Source organism: Microcoleus sp. POL10_C6, from assembly GCF_036701585.1.
GTDB lineage: Bacteria > Cyanobacteriota > Cyanobacteriia > Cyanobacteriales > Microcoleaceae > Microcoleus.
Map to the genome: position 1 here is coordinate 53362 of NZ_JAUBRB010000005.1, position 20131 is coordinate 73492.

General features: G+C 46.9%; 15 protein-coding genes. 7 read left to right on the plus strand and 8 right to left on the minus strand.

The window, feature by feature from the left end:
• The first annotated feature begins 261 nt into the window (after positions 1-261).
• From QUA34_RS04365 to QUA34_RS04385, 5 genes are all read left to right on the plus strand, one after another.
• Positions 262-3027, plus strand: a complete 2766-nt coding sequence (locus tag QUA34_RS04365) for an HAD-IC family P-type ATPase (protein ID WP_333384285.1) — start codon at positions 262-264, stop codon at positions 3025-3027.
• Between the two features lie 762 nt (positions 3028-3789).
• Positions 3790-5175 carry a CmpA/NrtA family ABC transporter substrate-binding protein gene (locus tag QUA34_RS04370; RefSeq protein ID WP_333384288.1) on the plus strand — a complete coding sequence of 462 codons (1386 nt, stop codon included), beginning with the start codon at positions 3790-3792 and terminating at the stop codon, positions 5173-5175.
• Between the two features lie 79 nt (positions 5176-5254).
• Entirely contained in the window at positions 5255-6097 is an 843-nt protein-coding gene (ntrB, locus tag QUA34_RS04375; protein WP_333384291.1) for a nitrate ABC transporter permease, read from the plus strand.
• 274 nt (positions 6098-6371) lie between these two features.
• Positions 6372-8372, plus strand: coding sequence for a nitrate ABC transporter ATP-binding protein (locus QUA34_RS04380; protein ID WP_333384292.1), 2001 nt, complete (start codon positions 6372-6374; stop codon positions 8370-8372).
• 174 nt (positions 8373-8546) lie between these two features.
• Positions 8547-9392, plus strand: coding sequence for a nitrate ABC transporter ATP-binding protein (locus QUA34_RS04385; RefSeq protein ID WP_333082180.1), 846 nt, complete (start codon positions 8547-8549; stop codon positions 9390-9392).
• A gap of 599 nt (positions 9393-9991) precedes the next feature.
• On the opposite strand, the gene QUA34_RS04390 is transcribed toward QUA34_RS04385, so the two are convergent.
• From QUA34_RS04390 to QUA34_RS04405, 4 genes are all read right to left on the minus strand, one after another.
• A complete protein-coding gene (locus QUA34_RS04390) occupies positions 9992-10117 on the minus strand; it encodes a hypothetical protein (RefSeq protein ID WP_333384296.1) in 126 nt (41 codons plus the stop codon).
• Positions 10118-10252: 135 nt separating this feature from the next.
• Positions 10253-11887 carry a leucine-rich repeat domain-containing protein gene (locus QUA34_RS04395; RefSeq protein WP_333384298.1) on the minus strand — a complete coding sequence of 545 codons (1635 nt, stop codon included), beginning with the start codon at positions 11885-11887 and terminating at the stop codon, positions 10253-10255.
• Positions 11888-12057: 170 nt separating this feature from the next.
• Entirely contained in the window at positions 12058-13194 is a 1137-nt protein-coding gene (locus QUA34_RS04400; protein ID WP_333384301.1) for a DUF6745 domain-containing protein, read from the minus strand.
• On the minus strand, positions 13181-13474 hold the full coding sequence (locus QUA34_RS04405; protein WP_190661966.1) for a hypothetical protein: 294 nt from the start codon (positions 13472-13474) through the stop codon (positions 13181-13183). Before QUA34_RS04405 ends, QUA34_RS04400 begins: the two co-directional genes overlap by 14 nt.
• 230 nt (positions 13475-13704) lie before the next feature.
• Between QUA34_RS04405 and QUA34_RS30155 the strand changes: the two genes are divergently transcribed.
• Positions 13705-13863 carry a DUF6888 family protein gene (locus QUA34_RS30155; protein ID WP_445242796.1) on the plus strand — a complete coding sequence of 53 codons (159 nt, stop codon included), beginning with the start codon at positions 13705-13707 and terminating at the stop codon, positions 13861-13863.
• 38 nt (positions 13864-13901) lie between these two features.
• On the plus strand, positions 13902-14015 hold the full coding sequence (locus tag QUA34_RS30160) for a DUF6887 family protein (protein ID WP_445242797.1): 114 nt from the start codon (positions 13902-13904) through the stop codon (positions 14013-14015).
• Positions 14016-14194: 179 nt separating this feature from the next.
• Here QUA34_RS30160 and QUA34_RS04410 read toward each other — a convergent pair whose 3' ends face one another.
• The 4 genes from QUA34_RS04410 to QUA34_RS04425 form a co-directional block, all read right to left on the minus strand.
• Positions 14195-14419 (minus strand): hypothetical protein, encoded by a 225-nt coding sequence (locus QUA34_RS04410; protein WP_333384304.1) that lies wholly within the window; start codon positions 14417-14419, stop codon positions 14195-14197.
• Positions 14420-14437: 18 nt separating this feature from the next.
• Entirely contained in the window at positions 14438-16159 is a 1722-nt protein-coding gene (locus tag QUA34_RS04415; RefSeq protein WP_333384306.1) for a leucine-rich repeat domain-containing protein, read from the minus strand.
• 417 nt (positions 16160-16576) lie between these two features.
• Positions 16577-16945 carry a hypothetical protein gene (locus QUA34_RS04420; RefSeq protein ID WP_333384309.1) on the minus strand — a complete coding sequence of 123 codons (369 nt, stop codon included), beginning with the start codon at positions 16943-16945 and terminating at the stop codon, positions 16577-16579.
• A 147-nt stretch (positions 16946-17092) separates the two neighbouring features.
• Positions 17093-19963, minus strand: a complete 2871-nt coding sequence (locus QUA34_RS04425; protein ID WP_333384312.1) for a diguanylate cyclase — start codon at positions 19961-19963, stop codon at positions 17093-17095.
• Positions 19964-20131 lie beyond the last annotated feature (168 nt).

The window sequence follows — 20131 nt, forward strand, 5'->3', positions numbered from 1 at the left end:
TCAAGGGATTCGATCGACTTTTCCCCACCTTAGCCACCAAGTCCCAAACAAGATTTAGCGCCGGAAAAAATCCCCCAAATTTTTTGCCACAAACGGCCACATCCGTTGTAATATAGATGTAAGTCACAGCCCGTTAAAGTAATCAACCAACAAATAAGCCGCTCAATATATTCACGCTCCAACGAGCGATGAGTTGTATTGAGCGTGCCTATTAAAGAGCGATCGAAGCTCGTCAGACACCCCCAATATTCAGGAAGAATCATGCCATCAAGATCCGCCAACGATGTAGACGTAGCAGAGCAATATTGGCACTACCTAGAAATATCCAAGGTTGCAACTATCTTAGAAACCAACCTGGAAAGCGGTTTAGAACCGACAGAAGCCAACCATCGCCAACAGAAATTCGGGCCCAACGAACTCACGGTTAAAGCAGGGAAACCAGCCTGGTTAAAATTTATCCTGCAATTTAACCAACCCCTCCTGATCATCTTGCTGAGTGCAGGTTTAATCAAAGCAGTGATCGGAGAATGGCTAAACGCTAGCGTAATTTGGGGCGTAACAACCACCAACGCTACTATTAGTTTCATCCAAGAAGCTGGAGCAGAGAAAAAAATTGAAGCCCTAGCCCAAGCTGTCACCACCGAAGCCACAGTCATTCGGGGTGGTAAAAAATTAAGAATTCCCTCCAAAGAACTCGTTGTCGGTGACTTAGTAGTCCTGACTTCCGGCGACAAAGTACCGGCAGACTTGCGCTTAGTGAAAGTGCGCGACTTGCAAATCGACGAATCGGGACTCACCGGGGAATCTGTTTCGGTAGAAAAAGAATTAGGACAGTCTGGAGACATAGTTCTGCCAAAAGAAACGCCACTAGCAGAACGGGATAACATGGCCTATGCCGGCAGTTTTGTCACTTTTGGCCAAGCTAGCGGCATCGTAATTGCGATCGCCAATAAAACCGAAACCGGCAAAATCTCCCAACTATTAGATCGGCACATCGACCTCACCACCCCCTTAACCCGCAAATTCAACCAATTCAGTCAAAACTGGCTGTTATTCGTGTTGGGAATGGCAACCTTGACCTTCGCCGTCAGATTGGGGCGGCCAGTTCCTGCGGGAGTTTCAGCGTTTAAAGAAGCAGTCGAACCCGCAGTCGCCCTGATTGTCGGCGCCATTCCCGAAGGCTTACCCGCCGTCATCACCGTTACCCTAGCCGTAGGCGTTTCCCGGATGGCAAATCGCCACGCGATCGTCCGCAAATTGCCCGCAGTGGAAACCCTCGGCGGCGCTACAGTCATCTGTTCCGACAAAACCGGAACTTTGACGGAAAACCAAATGACGGTGCAAGAAATCTATTCTGGCGGCGAATCCTACTCGGTTACGGGTACGGGATACAGCCCCGAAGGTGAAATTCAACTCAACCAACTGCCAATTACTGTCAGCCAAGCTCCAACTTTGCAAGAATGTTTACAAGCTGGACTCCTTTGCAACGACTCTCACCTGGAATTTAAAGACGATAATTGGATAGTCGTCGGAGATCCGACAGAAGGAGCGTTAATTGCTGCGGGCAAAAAAGCTGATTTGAGCCAGCAAATTTTGTCCAAGTCAATGCAGCGGCTGGATTCAATTCCCTTTGAATCTCAGTTTCAATACATGGCGACGCTGCACCGAACTCCCACTGGCAAAATTTTGTACGTCAAAGGTTCCGTAGAATCAATTCTCGGCCGCTGCGGTTCCAGTCTCGATACTCAAGGAAATCCGGTAGAAGTCGATCGCGAACAAATTCACCTTTCTGTCGATGAAATGGCAAAGCAAGGCTTGCGCGTCTTGGCTTTAGCGAAAAAGCCAGTACCCGAAAGCCAAAATTCCGTCGATCACTCGGATTTGGAGTCAGGCCTGGTTTTCTTGGGGCTGCAAGGCATGATTGACCCGCCGCGGGCAGAAGCGATCGCAGCCGTCCAAGCTTGTCAAACCGCCGGCATCCAAGTCAAAATGATTACCGGCGACCACATCGCTACAGCCAAGGCGATCGCCCGCCGCATGGGATTCCGCAAAACTAAACACCACAGAGAACTTGTAGCCTACACCGGTGCTCAACTCGCCGCAATGAGCAAGCAGGAACTCGGCGAAGCTGTAGAAGCAGGCTCAGTTTTTGCCCGCGTCGCCCCAGAACAAAAACTCCGCCTCGTAGAAGCTTTGCAACTTCAAGGCGAAATCGTGGCGATGACGGGAGACGGCGTTAACGACGCGCCGGCGCTGAAACAAGCGGATATCGGTATTGCGATGGGCAGCGGTACTGAGGTTTCTAAGGAAGCCGCCGACATGATTCTTACCGATGATAACTTTGCGTCGATCGAATCTGCTGTCGAAGAAGGGCGATCTGTTTACAAAAATCTGCTCAAAGCAATTAGCTTCATTCTCCCAGTCAACGGCGGGGAGTCAATGACAATTTTGCTCAGCACGCTCCTAGGTCGAGAATTGCCGATTTTGTCGCTACAAATTCTCTGGCTGAATATGCTCAACTCGATCACCATGACTGTGCCCCTGGCTTTCGAGCCCAAGTCAGCGGGAGTCATGAAACAGCAGCCCCGACCAGTAAACGAACCTTTCCTCACCGGAAATCGGATCAAGCGGATCATCGCTATTTCTCTTTACAACTGGACTCTGATTTTCGGGATGTTTGAATGGGTACGCCAAGCTCCTTGGGGAACCTTGGAACTGGCCCGGACAATGGCGATTCAAGCTTTGGTAATGGGAAGAATTTTTTACCTGTTGAGTCTCAGCCAGTTGTTGCCTTCTTTAATTGCTAAATTTAGCGGTTCTAAGGAAGAAGTTAGCGGCGCTCCTGCCCTCGGTGTGGGAATTGTCCTGGCGATAATTTTGCAGATTATCTTTGCGAATTCTCCGTTTGTCAATCGCATATTTGAGACGGCTCCGATGAACCTGGATCAGTGGTTGATTTGCTTCGGTGTCGCTCTGCCCATGATCGGTGTTGCTCTCTCCGTCAACCGCTTTGACCCGCCCAACTAATCGAACTTGTAGGTACTGCGATCCCTTAGTAATTTCGGGTGTTTAGAAACCGGGTTTCTTGAAGAAACCCGGTTTCTCTGTTTTACGGAAATCGAACCTGAAAGCCCACGCCATATCATATCCGGTAAATCATTTATGATTAAGCGCCAATTTTAGTCCACCAATGAAAACCAGTTAATCGTGTGAAAACAGCTAATTGGTAAATTAGTAATTATTTCTGTATAATTCACTACAATTACTAACCCCAAAACGTAAAGATATATTAACCAAGTAAATGTGTGGTGGGGGCGATATTTGCCACTTATTGACCATGGATTTGAATGCCCCCCGATCGCCATTCGCTACAACCCTTACCCATCCTGTCTTGGTTTGAACCAGTTTGGATGAGCAAACCAGATCGCCCTTCCCCACGATTCGTTATCGATAGCCCTCTCAAAAGATTTACTTATCAATCAAATTTAATAATTGTTTTAGAATTTCTGCAATAGTACGGTAGAGTTAATTATCAAGCCAAGAAAATGTGCTGCTCGCTTTTTGGGAGATCGCACCGCTCGGCCGATCGTCGAGATATTGAGTTAATCAAAAGTGTAAAATCAGCAGGGATAGTTTAAAGACTTATGCTAGCGATAAATCTTTTGCTCCCTCCTGCCAACCAGCGCTCAAAACAGTTCGCTAAATTCCATTAACGAACAGAAAAAAAGCGCATTGATAAACTTCAGTGATGTCGTTACAGAAGATTATGAATTGCAGCGAGGCTAGACTATGACAAAATTTTCAGAGCAATTTTCTCGGCGTAAATTTATCGTTACAGCAGGTGCATCTGCCGTCAGTTCAATACTGCTCAAAGGCTGTTTGGGAAATCCTCCAGAACCCGGTGCCACTGCCGGTGCTGACGGCGCGAGACCCGCAGCTACCTCAGTAATGGCTGTTGCCAACGAGAAAAGAGTCGAAGGAATTGAAAGCACTAAAATCACATTGGGATACATCCCGATCGTCGAAGCAGCACCTTTAATCATTGCCCAAGAAAAAGGCTTTTTTGCCAAATACGGCATGACTGAGGTAACAGTTGCTAAGCAAGCCAACTGGGGGTCTGCCAGAGATAACCTAGAAATTGGATCTGCAGGCGGCGGCATTGACGGTGGCCAGTGGCAAATGCCCATGCCTTATCAAATTAGTAAAGGGTTGATTACCAAAAACAGCGTCCAAATCCCCATGTATGTTCTAGCCCAGTTGAACACTCAGGGAAATGGAATTGCGATCGCGAGCAAACACCAAGGCAAAGGCATCGGGCTCAAACTAGACCAAGCTGCCCAAGACTACATGAAAGGCCTCAAAAAAGCAGGCACGCCCTTCAAAGCAGCCTATACCTTCCCCAAAGCCAACCAAGACTTTTGGATTCGCTACTGGCTAGCAGCTAACGGCATCGATCCCGACACAGAAGCCGAGTTGCTAACAGTACCGTCAGCGCAAACCGTAGCCAACATGAAAACCGGCAGCATGGACGGTTTCAGTACCGGCGACCCCTGGCCCCTGCGGATCGTCACAGAGAACATCGGCTTCATGTCCGCCCTGACTGGCCAAATCTGGAAAGATCACCCCGAAGAGTATCTAGCAATTCGTGGCGACTGGGTAGACAAACACCCCAAGGCCACAGAAGCCCTGCTAGCAGGACTGATCGAAGCGCAGCAGTGGTGCGACAAACCAGAAAATCGCCCAGAATTAGTAGCCATTACTTCTGGCAGAAACTACTTTGACGTAGCTCCGGCAGTTTTGACACCTCCCTACCAGGGCAAGTACCTCATGGGTGACGGCCAACCAGCGATCGACGATTTCAAGATGAGTCCGCTGTACTGGAAAGACGACCTCGGCAACGTTTCTTATCCCTACAAGAGTCACGATTTGTGGTTCTTAACCGAAAGCGTGCGCTGGGGTTTCTTGCCAACTAACACCTTGGCAGATTCTAAGACAATCATCGATAAAGTCAACCGAGAAGATTTGTGGAAAGCCGCAGCAAAATTAGCCGGAGTTGCTGATGCTGACATTCCAAAAAGTACGTCTCGGGGCGTTGAGAAGTTCTTTGACGGCACAGAATTCAACCCGGAAAAGCCAGAAGCTTATCTCAAGAGTTTGGCAATTAAAAAAGTGTGATGGGGTCTTAGCTTCCCATAATTTAGTCTCAAAATTTAGTCTCGAAAATACACAGCACCAGACATAGGAGATTAGCAGCATGGCTGTAAGTACAAGTCGGAGAGGCGGCAATGCACAAGGAGCTTTTGGCGAGTTTTGGAAGAAGAATTCCCCAAAGATCTTGCCGCCAATTTTAGGAGTTTTGGGCTTTCTGTTGGTTTGGCAATTCTTGTCAAGTACGGGACTGATCAAACTGCCGGGGCCGATCAGCATTTGGACTGACGAACGGACGCGGATTTTGTTGCTGTATCCTTTCATGAACTCCAAAACCTACGGAATTGGATTATTTTGGCAGACTTTGGCGAGTTTGGAACGGGTGGCAAAAGGCTACACTCTCGCGGCAGTTGTGGGAATTGGTACGGGTGTTTTGGTAGGTACAAATCCTTTTCTAAACCGCGCTTTAGATCCGCTTTTTCAGTTTTTGCGGATGGTGGCCCCTTTGGCTTGGGTTCCCATTGCCCTGGCTGCACTGCAACAAAACGAACCTGCTGCTTTGTTCGTGATTTTTATCACTTCAGTTTGGCCGATTTTAATCAACACGGCTGAAGGTGTTCGCCAAATTCCCGACGATTACAACAACGTGGCGAAAGTGCTGCAACTTTCTCGTCAGGAATATTACATGAATATTTTGTTTCCGTCGGCGCTTCCTTATATCTTCACAGGATTGAGAATTGCGATCGGTTTGGCTTGGCTGGCGATTATTGCTGCGGAAATCGTGATGTCTGGGATTACGGGTATCGGCTTCTTTATTTGGAATGCTTACCAGCAAAACTACATCAGCGAAATTCTGTTAGCGGTGTTCTACATTGGGGCTGTTGGTTTATTGCTCGATCGCATGATGGCTTGGTTGCAGCAAAAGATTGCTCCTTCTCAAGGAAAGTAGCTAATTAGATATGTTGACTGTTCACAGTTGACTGTTCACAGTTGACTGTTGACGGTTCACGGTTACAGCAATTACGAACTCCCTGGCTGAGAAACCTTTTTTTTTAACTGTTGTTAATGGATTAAAAAAAGTTTTTTGGTTGATTTAAGAAACAGGTTGCTGTCTCCAGTCATATATTAACTATTAGCTGTTATATATCAACAGCGAACAGTCAACAGTCAACAGTCAACAGTCAACAGTCAAATAACAAACTTACAAAAAAGGCAAGAAAATCATGTCTGTTTTGATTGCAGTAGAACAAGTCGGAAAAGTATTTAATTTAACAGACGGCGGCACATACATAGCCCTCAAAGGCATCGACTTAGAAATTAAAAAAGGAGAATTTATCTCCTTAATCGGACACTCCGGCTGCGGTAAATCTACGCTACTAAATATGGTGGCAGGTTTGGATCTACCCACAGAAGGATTGGTGACGATCGACGGACAAAGAATCACCCAGCCAGGCCCCGATCGCATGGTAGTATTCCAAAACTATTCGCTGCTACCTTGGCGGACGGTCAGAGAAAATATTACCCTAGCCGTAGACTCGGTAATGAGCGGCTTACCCAAAGCCGAACGCCTCGAAATCATTCAAAAACACATCGATATGGTGGGCTTGACGCCCCACGCCGAGAAGCAACCCGCACTGCTATCAGGCGGACAAAAACAGCGGGTGGCGATCGCCCGTGCTCTGGCCCTGCGCCCCAAACTGTTACTCTTAGACGAACCCTTCGGCGCTTTGGATGCTTTGACTCGTGGCAACTTGCAAGAAAAGTTGATGGAAATTTGCCAAGAGTACGAAATTAGCGCCCTGATGGTAACGCACGATGTGGATGAGGCGGTGTTGCTGAGCGATCGCATCGTCATGCTCACCAACGGCCCAGAATCGAAGATTGGCGGCATTCTCGAAGTAGACATCCCCCGCCCCCGCAAACGGATGGAAGTAGTCTCACACCCCAGCTACTACGCTCTACGTAGCGAAATGATTTACTTCCTCAACCAGCAGAAGCGCGTCAAAAAACTGCGGGCGCGGAAAGTACCCGCGATCGCCCGCCACGGCCTGGAAAAAGTCAACCTCGAACTCGGCTTTATTCCGCTGGCAGCCTGTGCTCCCCTGGCTGTAGCCAAAGAAAAAGGCTTTTTTGCCAAGCACGGCCTCGATGAAGTCCACCTCGTGCGGGAAACAAGCTGGCGCGGCATCGTAGACGGCATCGCCGCAGGTTACTTAGACGCAGCTCAAATGCCCTCTGGGATGGCGATGTGGTTGAGCTTGGGGGGCCACCAAGAGAAGCCGATTCCGACGGTTACAGCCCTCACCATGAGCCGCAATGGCAACGGAATTACCCTCGCGAGGCGCTTTTACGACCAAGGGATCTACACTCTGGCAGACTTTAAAAAAATGCTCCAGAGAACGCCCGCGCAAACCCACCGTATGGGCATCGTTCACCCTTCTTCGATGCACAACCTGTTGCTGCGTTACTGGCTGGCTTCCGGTGGCATTGACCCGGATCGCGATGTGTTGCTGAAAAATATCCCACCAGCTCAAATGATCGTTGACTTGCAGGGCGGCACTATTGACGGTTTCTGCGTCGGCGAACCTTGGAACTTGCGGGCATCGATGGAAGGAGTCGGCTTTACAGTGGCTACAGATTTGGAACTGTGGCCCGGACACCCCGGCAAAATTCTCGGAGTTCGGGAAGACTGGGCAAATGCTTATCCCAACACTCACATTGCTCTAGTCAAAGCTTTGCTCGAAGCTTGTCACTACTGCGCCGATCCAAATCACGCCGCCGAGGTTTCGGAAATTGTCGCGGGAAGGGAGTACGTCGCTACTGATAAGAGTTACATCCAACTAGGCGACCCGAGATCTGTTGCTTGCAACCTCGATACTCCGATGCGGGAATACGCCCACCACTTGTTTTCTGGAGATGGGGTGAATCGCCCAAGCCGCACCGAACAACTCTGGCACATGGTGCAGATGGCGCGCTGGGGCGATACTGTGTTCCCGCGCAACTGGGTGGAAATTCTGGAGCGGGTGGTGCGAGTCGGTGCGTTCAGCACGGCGGCGCGAGAGCTGGGGATGGCTGATATTACTTACACTCGCGGTTCTCTCAGCTTGTTTGACGGCTCGGTGTTTAATGCTGACGATCCGATCGGCTATCTCAACAATCTGGCGATTAAACGCGATTTCACGATGGCGGAAGTTGTACTCGATTCCGGCCGCCGAGCTGCTTAGAGCGGTTTTTAGTTAGATAAAAACAGGGTAATTGCTAATTGTTAGTTGTTAGTTGTTGGTTGTTAGTTGTTAATTGTTAACTGCTAATTGCTAGTTAGTAATTCCCTCTTCCTTCTTCCCTCTCGCCTCTTCCTTCTTTCCTCGCAAATCACCCAATCACAATTTCCTAAACCCATGCTCAACACCACTAAAAACCAGACGAACACCAAAACTCAAATCCAGCCGGGAAAAGGCCGCCGCCAACCTTTTTTGGTGATGGACAATGTTTATAAAGTATACCCAAACGGTTACAGGGCTTTAGAAAACGTCAATCTGAATGTAGCTGAGGGAGAGTTTATTACTCTGATTGGACACTCGGGCTGTGGCAAATCAACACTGTTAAATATGGTGTCGGGTTTTAGCCATCCGAGCCAGGGCACTGTGTCGATTAACGGAGAGCGGATTACGAAGCCGGGTCCCGATCGCATGGTGGTGTTTCAGGGTTATGCTTTGCTACCTTGGCGCACGGTGTTTGAAAATGTTTATCTGGCGGTTAATGCTGTATTTCCTGAGAAGTCGAAGGTGGAAAAAAATGCGATCGTCAAAGAGCATTTGGCGATGGTGGGATTGACAGAAGCTGCTGAGAAAAGACCGCCACAAATTTCGGGGGGGATGAAGCAGCGGGTTTCTATTGCCCGCGCTTTGGCAATTCGCCCAAAAGTGCTGATTTTAGACGAACCTTTTGGTGCTCTGGACGCAATTACTAAGGAGGAATTGCAAGAAGAGTTGCTGAAAATCTGGAACGATCACCGCTGTACGGTGTTGATGATTACTCACGATATTGATGAAGCGCTGTTTTTGGCCGATCGACTGGTGATGATGACTAATGGCCCATCGGCGACAATTGGCGAAGTTTTGGAGATTCCTTTTCCGCGTCCGCGCGATCGGGTTCAAATGATGGAAGATCCGGAATACTACAATTTGCGGAACTACGCCCTAGATTTCCTGTTCCGTCGTTTTGCACACGATCACGATGCCTAATCGGTTGGCAAATCAAAGTTAAAGAGGAGAATTAGGAGACTTCTCGAAAAATTTGAATTCTTTTGCGGAGTAGGGGTTAGGCATCCTGCCGCCCCAAGACGAGCTTTTTTGCAGAAGTCTATTGAAAAGTTTAAGCCCCAGTGTTCCCCGATGTCCGGGGCACATCGCTGCGGGCGCAATTTTCCCGATCCGGTTGGGTAAACTGAAGCTTAATGGTGGGCGATAAGTTTTTTCGGACGTTCGGATCTTTTTCCGATATTTTACGTCTACCAGCGAAGAGACCCGATTGCCTAGCTGTCGGTAAGCTGGCATGAACTGAGCCCACCTTCGATCGAGGGTGGGCTTCTTCTTCATGTTATTAAGAGTTTTTGGGCGATCGGTGGTTGGTGCATTCCACCCTTGGAACTGGCACACTGCAGGAACGCTTATGGGTGTTTCATGGATTAAGGCTGTTGTCAATATAGCGGTTTTCAGTGGAGTAAAGTACAGACTATCGGGTAGGGAAACGGCTGATCCTAAGTCGGGCGCGGGGTTCTGTGACTTTTAACAATTGATATAAGACTAATGATTGTAGCAAGACTTTTTTAAATTTGTATTACTCAGCTTTGTACGGAAAACTCCTCTGGGTCAATATCCCAATTTACCCAGCGAATTGCTTCTTGAGCCGATCGCATATCAGGTGGCACTCGCAAAGCGTGAATGAATCCCGTGCTCGGACAGGTCATTTTTAATAAATAAATATCTTCTTTTTTCGGAGCATCTCGATCCCCCTCGAAATCATCAGAATCGAAGCCGTCAATATCAGTATTAATTCTGAGCAGCGTGTATTCTTGCCAGCAATCTAACTCTGTTGCTTCCAGTTATTCGCAAATTCTAGCATAACCAATTCCCTGAATTAATACTCGTCTTAATTCAGCATTGTCTTCTTCTAAAAACCATTGCGATCGCCAGTTGGCGGGGTGAATTTTCCCGTATTTTTCAGCTAATGTTACGCCGTGATAGGAATAGAGTTTGTAACCATCGGGGAATTCCAGTGCGCTTTCGGCATCTGCATGAAGGCGGTACTTGCTGTCAAGGCGAAACTGGCAAGGGCGCGAACACACATAACAGACATTCTCAAACGCAAAAATCCAGCCGCATTCTGCTAAAAGCTGCTTGACTGCTTCAAAAAATTTCTGTGCCTCTGGTTTGAGAACAATGCCCAAGCCAGAAACATAGAAATCTAGAAGAGTTAGAGCCTGAACTAAGTCTTGCGTAGTAACTTTAGAGCTTGAGTATTTCCAATAGTCATAAAATTCTTTATACAATTGTTGTTCTAGCTGTCCCCATCTATTGGTAAAAATATTGAACCTCGAAACTTCACTCAACAATTCATTTATTAAGGAAAAGGGGCACACCGCATCTTTTAACTGTTTGTCAAGTCGCTCGTTAAACTCAGTTTTATTTGACGTTTGCAGCATTTGTATTTGTGCTAGCGCTTCGTTAGGGCTACTGCAAAAAGTTATTTCTGGAGCTTCTAAACCGAGGAGATCGTAGGCAGCTTTAACGGCGGCTGTGGCTTTGGGAGCATCGATGGGTTTGGTAGAGTTGGCGAGAGATTCCCACGAATGACGACACTCTTCAATGAGAGCCTTCTGTTCTGGTGTAAAGTTTACCCATAGCACAGTCAAATTAGTCAGAGATTGCAGGGGCGTGATATCTGATATTTGATTGTGCCTCAGATCCAGAGAAGTCAAATTAGTCAGAGATTGCAGTGCTGTGATGTCTGATATTTGAGTGTCGAACAGAGTCAGATGAGTCAAATTAGTCAGAGATTGCAGTGCTGTGATGTCTGATATTTGATTGTCGAACAGAGTCAGATGAGTCAAATTAGTTAGAGATTGCAGTGCTGTGATGTCTGATATTTGATTGTTGTAGTACAAATTCAGCTCTGTCAAATTAGTCAGAAATTGCAAGGGTGTAATCTCTGATATTTGATTGTTGAATAACAAAGTCAGCTCTGTCAAATTAGTCAGAGATTGCAGTGGTGTGATGTCTGATATTCGTTCGCAGCCCACAGTCAGCTCTGTCAAATTAGTCAGAGATTGCAGTGGCGTCAGGTCTGATATTCGATCGCAGCCCACAGTCAGCTCTGTCAAATTAGTCAGAGATTGCAGAGGTGTGATGTCTGATATTTGATTGTCGTGCAGAGTCAGATGAGTCAAATTAGTCAGAGATTGCAGAGGTGTGATGTCTGTTCGATCGCAGTACAGATTCAGAGAAGTCAAATTAGTCAGAGATTGCAGGGGTGTGATGTCTGATATTTGATTGTGGCTCAGATCCAGCTCATTGCTACTTGACAGTATCTGGTTCGCTTCATAAATGTCAGAAGTGCCAGCTTTTTTTAACAGCACATCAACTGTATATCTTGCTGCTTCACAAAGGCTGTCTTTGTGCAAGCACCAGTCGGCAAAGCTGCTGAAAGTTATCGATGGTTTTGGTTGTTGTTCAGACATAAAATTGTTGTAAATTAGGAGAATATCAGACTAGGACTTACGCACAGGTGACCAGAAACCGGGTTGTTTACGAAAATTATTCGATGGAACTAGGAGATTGGGTAAAAAACCCGGTTTCTTGGATCTTGGTGCCTCCATAACTGTAGTTGTTAAACAGGGTTGGGGGAGTTTTAAGTTTGCACGGAAAACTCCTCTGGGTCAATATCCCAATTTACCCAGCGAATTGCTTCTTGAGCCGATCGCACATCAGGCGGCACGCGCAAAGCGTGAATAAATCCCGTGCTCGGACAGGTCATTTTTAACAAATAAACTGGCTTTGCATTACCCCTAATATCAAAATCATCGTCAAACTCGATGCTTAAAAGAGTGTATTCCTGCCAACTATCTAATTCTTTAACCGCTAATTCTTGACAAATGCGATCGTAAGTAATTCCCTGAATTAACGCGCGCCGAACTTCTGCATTCTGTTCCTTCAACACCCACTTAGACTGCCACTGGTGCGGATGTAGCCTACCGTACCATTCGGGCAAAATCACGCCGTGATAGGCGTAAATCGAAACACCGTCGGCAAATTGTACCGCTGGTGTTCCTTCAGCGTGCAAGCGGTAGTTGCTATCTGCGGAAAGTGCGATCGGCTTGGAGCAGACAATGCAAACTTTGTCATAGGGATAAATCCAGCCGCAATCCCGGACAATCGATTGAAAAACAATCCAATTTCTGGCGTAGGAATGAGGTAAATTTAGAACGGAAATGCAGAAATCCAACAAACTCCCATAAGCAGCCCACAATTCTGGTTGAATGCAATTACTGAGGTGTTTTCCTAATGTTGGCCGGATTTCTCCACTCCGCTCATCGATCACCTGTTGCGGTGGCAATTGGCTTGATATTTCGCCAGCTAAATAATTTCCCTCCGGCTCCCACAATTGCGTTTTTAGTTGAGTATAAAGTCGTTGTTCCAGTTGAGTTGGCAGTTGGTTTTGCAGTTCGGTTTCTAGTTGGCTTCCCAAATAACCCCGCAGTTGTTTTTCTAGCGGGCTACGAAGTTTTGTCTCGAATTGGCTCCGCAGTTGGCTCCTGGGATTGTCAAATCGACTGACGATTAGATCAGCAGCTTCGTAGGGGCGATCGACAAAAATGATTTCCGGTGCTTTGAGGCCGATCGCACTGTAAGCCGATTTAACTGTTTCCGCAGCTTGCGATCGATTTATCGGGCCAGTGGAAAGCGATCTCGCTCTCCACTTTTCCCGATAAACTGGAATCAAAGCTGCTTGTTCTGGCGTCAGTTTTTTAACCTTAGTCTGTGACATACCTCCAACCTTGCGGCTCATATTCCCGCTGAATTCGCACCATCCAATTACCTTCGGGAATTGCGATCGCATGGTGTTCTTCGTGACTCAATAAAGCTGTCGGTGAAAGCACCCGCAAGTACAGAGTGCCGTCTTTTTCGTAAAGTTCAGCTTGTCCCTCAATAATCTGGTGAGAATGTCCGGTGACTTCACCTTCGGCGAGAGTGAGGTGAGGTTTTTTTTCTCCTTCGATTTTCGGTACGGGGGTGAGAATCACGTCGCCTTGTCGGATGGGTTGCATAGGTTTTTTCTAAATTTTGTTTACTGGTGTCGATCGATCGAGCTTTTCTACCGTAACTCAATACTACATTGGTAATACACGGGAGTCAAGATCCACAAACCACATTCCATAACTCTTTGCTGCACTGACAGGCGTTATCTTGGATCGTGAAAGTCGCCTGGGTGAGGGCGGGTTTATAGATATTGTCGATGTGAATGAAAGATTGTTGGTGAAACCGGCCACTACAAATATTGTGGTTAATTTATGGAATCAGTTATTACTTGACATATTTGGCATTGCAACCTATTAACCTCGTCTGTGTTGACGAGAGAAGCAAAAAGCTGTTCGTGTTGGCTGGATATGACGAGGAAATTGAGATTGAAATTGCTCCAAATGGGGAGGTAGTTTAATGATCTAAGTAGATTATACTGCAATCTCAGATGGAGAAGTGAAGCGTTATTTTCTTAAAAATCGCGGGAATAGAGCTGCACTACAAGCCTACTTAGACAGGCGTAAAAAGCGGTATAATTCAATCATAAAAAAAGTGGAGATTCGGATTTAGATACTAAGATTGAGGCAGCCATTTGCCAGCAGATGCAAGAATATAAAGGTTAGTCTTCAGTCCGCGCACTTGGACGAAAGTTTGTGTAGGATAGGTGTCAACTGCCGACTCTTATCAACTAGGTTTCTAACTTGCCCTAAATTTCAAGTTGGCACCTAAAAATCCTCATAATCGACCTCCTAATTCACCCAGCGAATCGCTCCCCTTGCAGATTGCATCTCAGGCGGAACCAGCAAAGGATGAATGAATCCGGTACTCGGGCAAGTCATTTTTAACAAGTAGATTGCCTCTTTTTCAGGAACATCATCATCAGGATCGAAATTAGCAGGATCGAAGCCATCAATATCAGCATCAATTCTTAGCAGGGTGTATTCTTGCCAGCAATCTAATTCTGTGGCTTGCAATTCTTGGCAAATTCTGGCTTAACCAATTCCCTGAATTAACACTCGCCTTAATTCGGCATTTTCTTCTTCTAAAATCCAGGTAGATTCCCACTGATTGGGGTGAATTTGTCCGTATTTTTCGGGCAAGGTGACGCCGTGGTAGGAGTAGAGTTTGTAGCCGTCGCTAAATTCGATCGCGCTTTCTCCTTCTGCGTGTGGCCGATGTTCGCTGTCGAGGGAGAGTTTTAAAGGGCGATCGCACACATAGCAAACCTTGTCAAACGCAAAAATCCAGCCACATTCAACTAAAAGCTGCTTCAAGCATTCAAAAGCTTTTTGTGCATCTGGGTTGAGAACAATTCTAAGTACAGAGACACAGAAGTCAGCCACACAGATTTTATCCCACAGGTATGCCCGATTAACGATCGACGTTGAGTTGTCTCTACAATAGTCCCAAAAATCACGTTGCAATTCTTGTGTGAGCTGCCGCTCCCATTCTATTAATTGTGGCAAATACGAACTACTATATCTTATTAAATTAAACGGCCTATATGCCGATTCTAGCTGTTCGTAAATAAGCTGGAAGAAATCTCTTTTTAGCGGTCGCTCACCTCTTGTTACTACGAACAGATACACGCAGCAATATATGATATATTCAAATGGCAAGCAGGCGGGCTTTAGGTGTTTGTAAAAAGACTGAAAAAATTTATTTTTATTAGTGGGATCATTCAATTGTTTTAACTGTGTTAGGGCGGAGTGGGGACTAGAACAAAAAATAATTTTCGGGCAAGTCTTGCCGAGAGCTGTGTAGGCAAATTCGATCGCGGCTGCGGCACGGGTGCGATCGACTCGCTCTGTGGAATTGGCGATAGCTTTCCACAGATATTGGAGGGGTGTTAGGTCTGATAAAAGATTGTTAGGCAGAGACAGCTTTTTCAAATTGGTCAGACATTGCAGGGGTGTTAGGTCTGATATTTGATTGTTTTCCAGCAGATTCAGATCGGTCAAATTGGTCAGAGATTGCAGGGGTGTTAGGTCTGATATTTGATTGTTTTCCAGATTCAGATGGGTCAAATTAGTCAGAATTTTCAGGGGTCTTAAGTCTGATATTTGATTGTTTTCCAGATTCAGATGGGTCAAATAGGTCAGAGATTTCAGGGGTCTTAAGTCTGATATTTGATTGTGGGACAGATTCAGATTAGTCAAAATGGTCAGAGATTTCAGGGGTGTTAGGTCTGATATTTGATTGTGGAACAGATTCAGATTAGTCAAAATGGTCAAAGATTGCAGGAGTCTTAAATCTGATATTTGATAGTGGGACAGATTCAGATAAGTCAAATTCGTCAGAGATTGCAGGGGTGTTAGGTCTGATATTGGATTATTTTCCAGAGACAGCCGCTTCAAATTGGTCAGAGATTGCAGGAGTCTTAAGTCTGATATTTGATTGTGGGACAGATTCAGATCTGTCAAATTGGTCAGAGATTGCAGGGGTGTTAGGTCTAATATTTGATTGTTTTCCAGATTGAGATCTGTCAAATTGGTCAGAGATTGTAGGGGTGTTAGGTCTGATATTTGATTGTTTTCCAGATTGAGATCTGTCAAATTTGACAGTATCTCTTCAGTTTTATAATAGTCATACTTTCGTGCTGTTTTTAACAGCACCATAACTGTATGCTTCGCTTCTTTTGAAAGGCTGCCCAAGTGCAAGCGCCGGGCAAAGGGGATGTAAGTTGCCGTAGGGTCTGGTTGTTGAGAGGACATAGGGCAATAACCTCCTAGAAAAGTTGCTAAAATCTGATGTCGGTATCTACCTTAAATAACATATCTCTGGCGTTTTGGGGATTATGCCAGCGATCGCACGCACTTATTAACCACCCGATCGCGATCGCCAGTATTGCAATTTGTAACTCGGACTGCGGGCGATGTCGCACTCACAAAACACTTTTCATCTAATCTCCCGAAATGCCTCGCCTCCATTCTTTAACCGCTTCCACCCTTGAAGCAATCAGCAGACAGCGAGACAATAAATTAATATCTAAATTAGGCAATATTTCGCTTTGGTCAATTTTTTCATATCCGTGCGATCACAAATGATACAGGCTAAATACTCCCTCCTCCCAAAACCAAACTTCGGGGAATCCCAAGGCTTGGTAACGATGCAACTTGCTTTCGTTGCCGCTAGTAGATACAACTTCGATCGAGAGGTCTGCCATGCCTCCCGATGCTGTGCCAATTAAGTAAGATTGGTCTGCTTGTGCGGAGGCTTTTCCTTCTTTTTCCTGGGTAGAACTTCCTGTGGGTAGAACTTCCTGTGGGAGTAAAAGCGATTTCTTTTTCTACAAAATACGTACCCAGCAACAGGGCGATGACACCGCTGAAGACTTCATGTTCTTGCGAAACTGCCAAGATTCCTACCTCACCTTTGAAATAAAAAACTCGGATGCCGGGGGAGTCAGAAAACCCCTGCTCGATTAGCTTGAATTGTTGCCAATCAATCCCGGAGTGAATTAGGCGCTGGTCTTTTGGTTTGTCTAAGGTTGCTGTCATGGCACGACCTCCTTTAACTATATTTATAGCAATTTAAATTCACCCAAGTTTGCCAGCACATTGGTATGGTGCGTCTGACACAAAAAATTTGTTTAAATCGAAACGATAGATTTCTGACGCACCATACAAGTGGATTTAACTATTATATTATCCTTGAAATGTGGCAACCGAAACCCGATCGCGCCCTGCTTCTTTCGCCCGATAAAGCGACTCATCGGCCATCGCAATTAGCTCCCCCGGCTGCGACCTCACCCCCGGAATGCAGCAAGCTACACCCAAACTCAGCGTCACATATTCGCTGACAGCAGACTTAGCGTGAGCTATGTGCAAACCCCGCACCTGTTGTGCGATCATTTCAGCTACGGAAGTGGCACCTTCAATATCCGTATTCGGCAAAACTACTACAAATTCTTCTCCACCGTAACGCGCTACTAAATCTGCCGCTCGCTTTACCGAATGCTGGATCACCCCCGCCACTTGCCGCAAACATTCATCCCCCGCTTGGTGACCATAAGTGTCGTTGTAAAGTTTGAAATAATCAATGTCGCACATAATTAAAGACAGCGGTGCTTCTTCCCTAGCCAAACGCCGCCATTCCGTATTGAGGTATTCATTAAAAGAGTGGCGGTTTCTTACCTCAGTCAAACTGTCGTAATTTGCCAAATACTGCAAGGCTCGATTCACTGTTTCTAACTGCTGTTTCTGCTGCTGCAACTGACGGTTGAGCTCCGCCAACTGCTGTTCGGCTGAGTGCGATCGCAACAAATTTCTCACCCTCGCCAGCAATTCCCTCTCGTCAAAAGGTTTTGAAATATAATCGTCAGCACCCGCATCCAAACTTTCGATCCGAGCGTCCATCCCCGATCGCGCTGTCAAAAAGATTACCGGAGTAGATTTCAATTCTGGCGTGTTCCGAATCTCCTTGAGCAAATCCAGTCCGTTTTGTCTTGGCATGATTTGGTCGCTCACAATCAAATTTGGCTGCAAACTTTTGGCTTTTTCTAAACCTTCAACGCCGTCCATCGCCACAGCGACTCGATAGTACGGAGTTAATAAAGTTTGGAGGTAAGCCAGCAGAAAATTGTTGTCTTCTACTACCAGCAACAACGGTAATTCTCTACTGTCACTTGTTAATTGTTCCAGATAATTTTTGTCGTCAAAACTGTTAGGTTCCGGCAGCGTTTCCTGGGGTGTGGTCGCCCGGACATTTCCCGATCCCCACTCTCCGGAGCCGAATCCAGTCAGTCCAGCCAATTGGGCGATCGCCCTCACCAACTGATTCGCTTCCACCGGCTTCGACAAATGCCTCTGAAACCCCGCCTCCAGCGCCGATGCCGAATCTTCTTCCTCAATGCCTCCCGTCAGCGCCACGGCCGGCAGCAGTTCCCTGTGCTCGGACATTTCCATTGCTCTGATGCGGCGGATTAAATCGCAGCCGTCGGCTCCCGATACCGTCATATCGCTGACCAACACGTCGGGGCGCGACTGTTGCAACTCCGCCATCGCTTCGCCGGCGCTACCCACCGCTGTTACCTTGGCTCCAAATGCTTCGAGGCCAGTTTTGAGAAATTGCCGGATCTCGGCGCTACTTTCCACCACCAGGACTTGCTTTCCCGCTAGGGGTTTGGAAACCGATCCGGGTCTGCTTTCCCTTTGGGCAATCGCAGCAGTGTGCTCGTCGGGTGCATTTTTGTTGGCAATCGGTAGCAGCACCCCAAAGGTCGCCCCCTGACCGATACCGGGACTCGAAGCCCAAACACTTCCCCCGTGCAGTTCCACCAACTGCTGCACAATTGAGAGCCCCAGCCCCAGCCGATTTTGTTCCTTGGTCTGGAAGTTGTCTGCGGGGCGGAAGTAGTCAAAGATGTGCGGCAGAAATTGGGGATCTATGCCACAACCGCTGTCGCTGACCTGAATCAAGACGCCGGACGGAGTAGGCTCGATTCGCACTTGAATTGGGTATGGTGTCGCTTCTGGGGTGAATTTTATGGCGTTTGCAAGGAGGTTCCAGACTACTTGCTGCAAGCGTTCTGCATCTGCCAAAACATAGCTGATGGCGGGGTCGAAATGTTTTTCTACGCGGAGGTTTTTGGCATCGGCGGCGGGACGGAGGGTGTCAATCGCAGATTCTATGATAGACGGGAGGTGAACTTGGCCGATGTTCAGGCACATTTTCCCTCGCAGCAACCGCGAGAGGTCGAGGAGATTGTCTATTTGTCGGTTTTGTAATTTGGCGTTGCGCTCGATGATTTCCAAAGCGTGGCTGGTGGTGGCTTCGTTTAAATTGCGCGATCGAGCTAGCTGTGCCCATCCCAAAATCGCACTCAAGGGCGATCGCAGTTCGTGGGAGGCGATCGCCAGAAATTCGTCTTTTGCCCGGTTGGCTTCGGCTTGGGCTGCTTCAACGGCTTTGCGATCAGTGATGTCGAATCCGATCGCCAAATACTGACAGGGTTTTCCCTTACAGTCCAACAGTGGAACTACTGCTGCGTACACCCAATAATCACTTCCATTCTTGGCTTTATTCTGAATGTCTCCTTGCCAAATTTCACCTTTGGCAACTGTTGATAGCAGATTTTTGATGATTTCCGAAGATTTATATTCCGAATGGAGGATGCCGAAGTGGCAGCCGATTAGTTCGGCTTGCGAATAGTTGGTGATTGAGCAAACTCGTTCGCTGACATAGTTGATAATTCCTCGCGCGTCCGTCCTCACCGCAAGTGTCGCTCGGTCGATCGCTCTTTTAAAATCTAAACATTCTTGTAGCGACCAATCTAGTTCTTTTGTCGTAGAAATTTGACCGAGCCGATCGGACGCGTTTTGTTGCTGGCGATCGGGCTTATCCTTACTCCGTTGTTGGATTTCCATTGCTTCTATTTTCCCCTGACGGCTGACACCTAATCTACTCGCATCCTGATTCATTATCACAATTTTCTTTCCCGCACCGGCGGGTGTAATATTTTGTATCTCTTCATCTTCCTGAAAAATTGGCAGGCACCACATCCACTCGGGAGTCACCTTAATTTTTGTTTATAGTTGGCTAAAGTTTGTCAATCTGAGGACTGATTTTTTCATGTCTAGCCGATCGTCGGCTGGTGGCTCATTCCTTTTTATCTGGTATCTTTTATATTTTACTAAGGGGAATCACTGAGAATTTTATGGTGTGGATCACACACCGACAGTTGC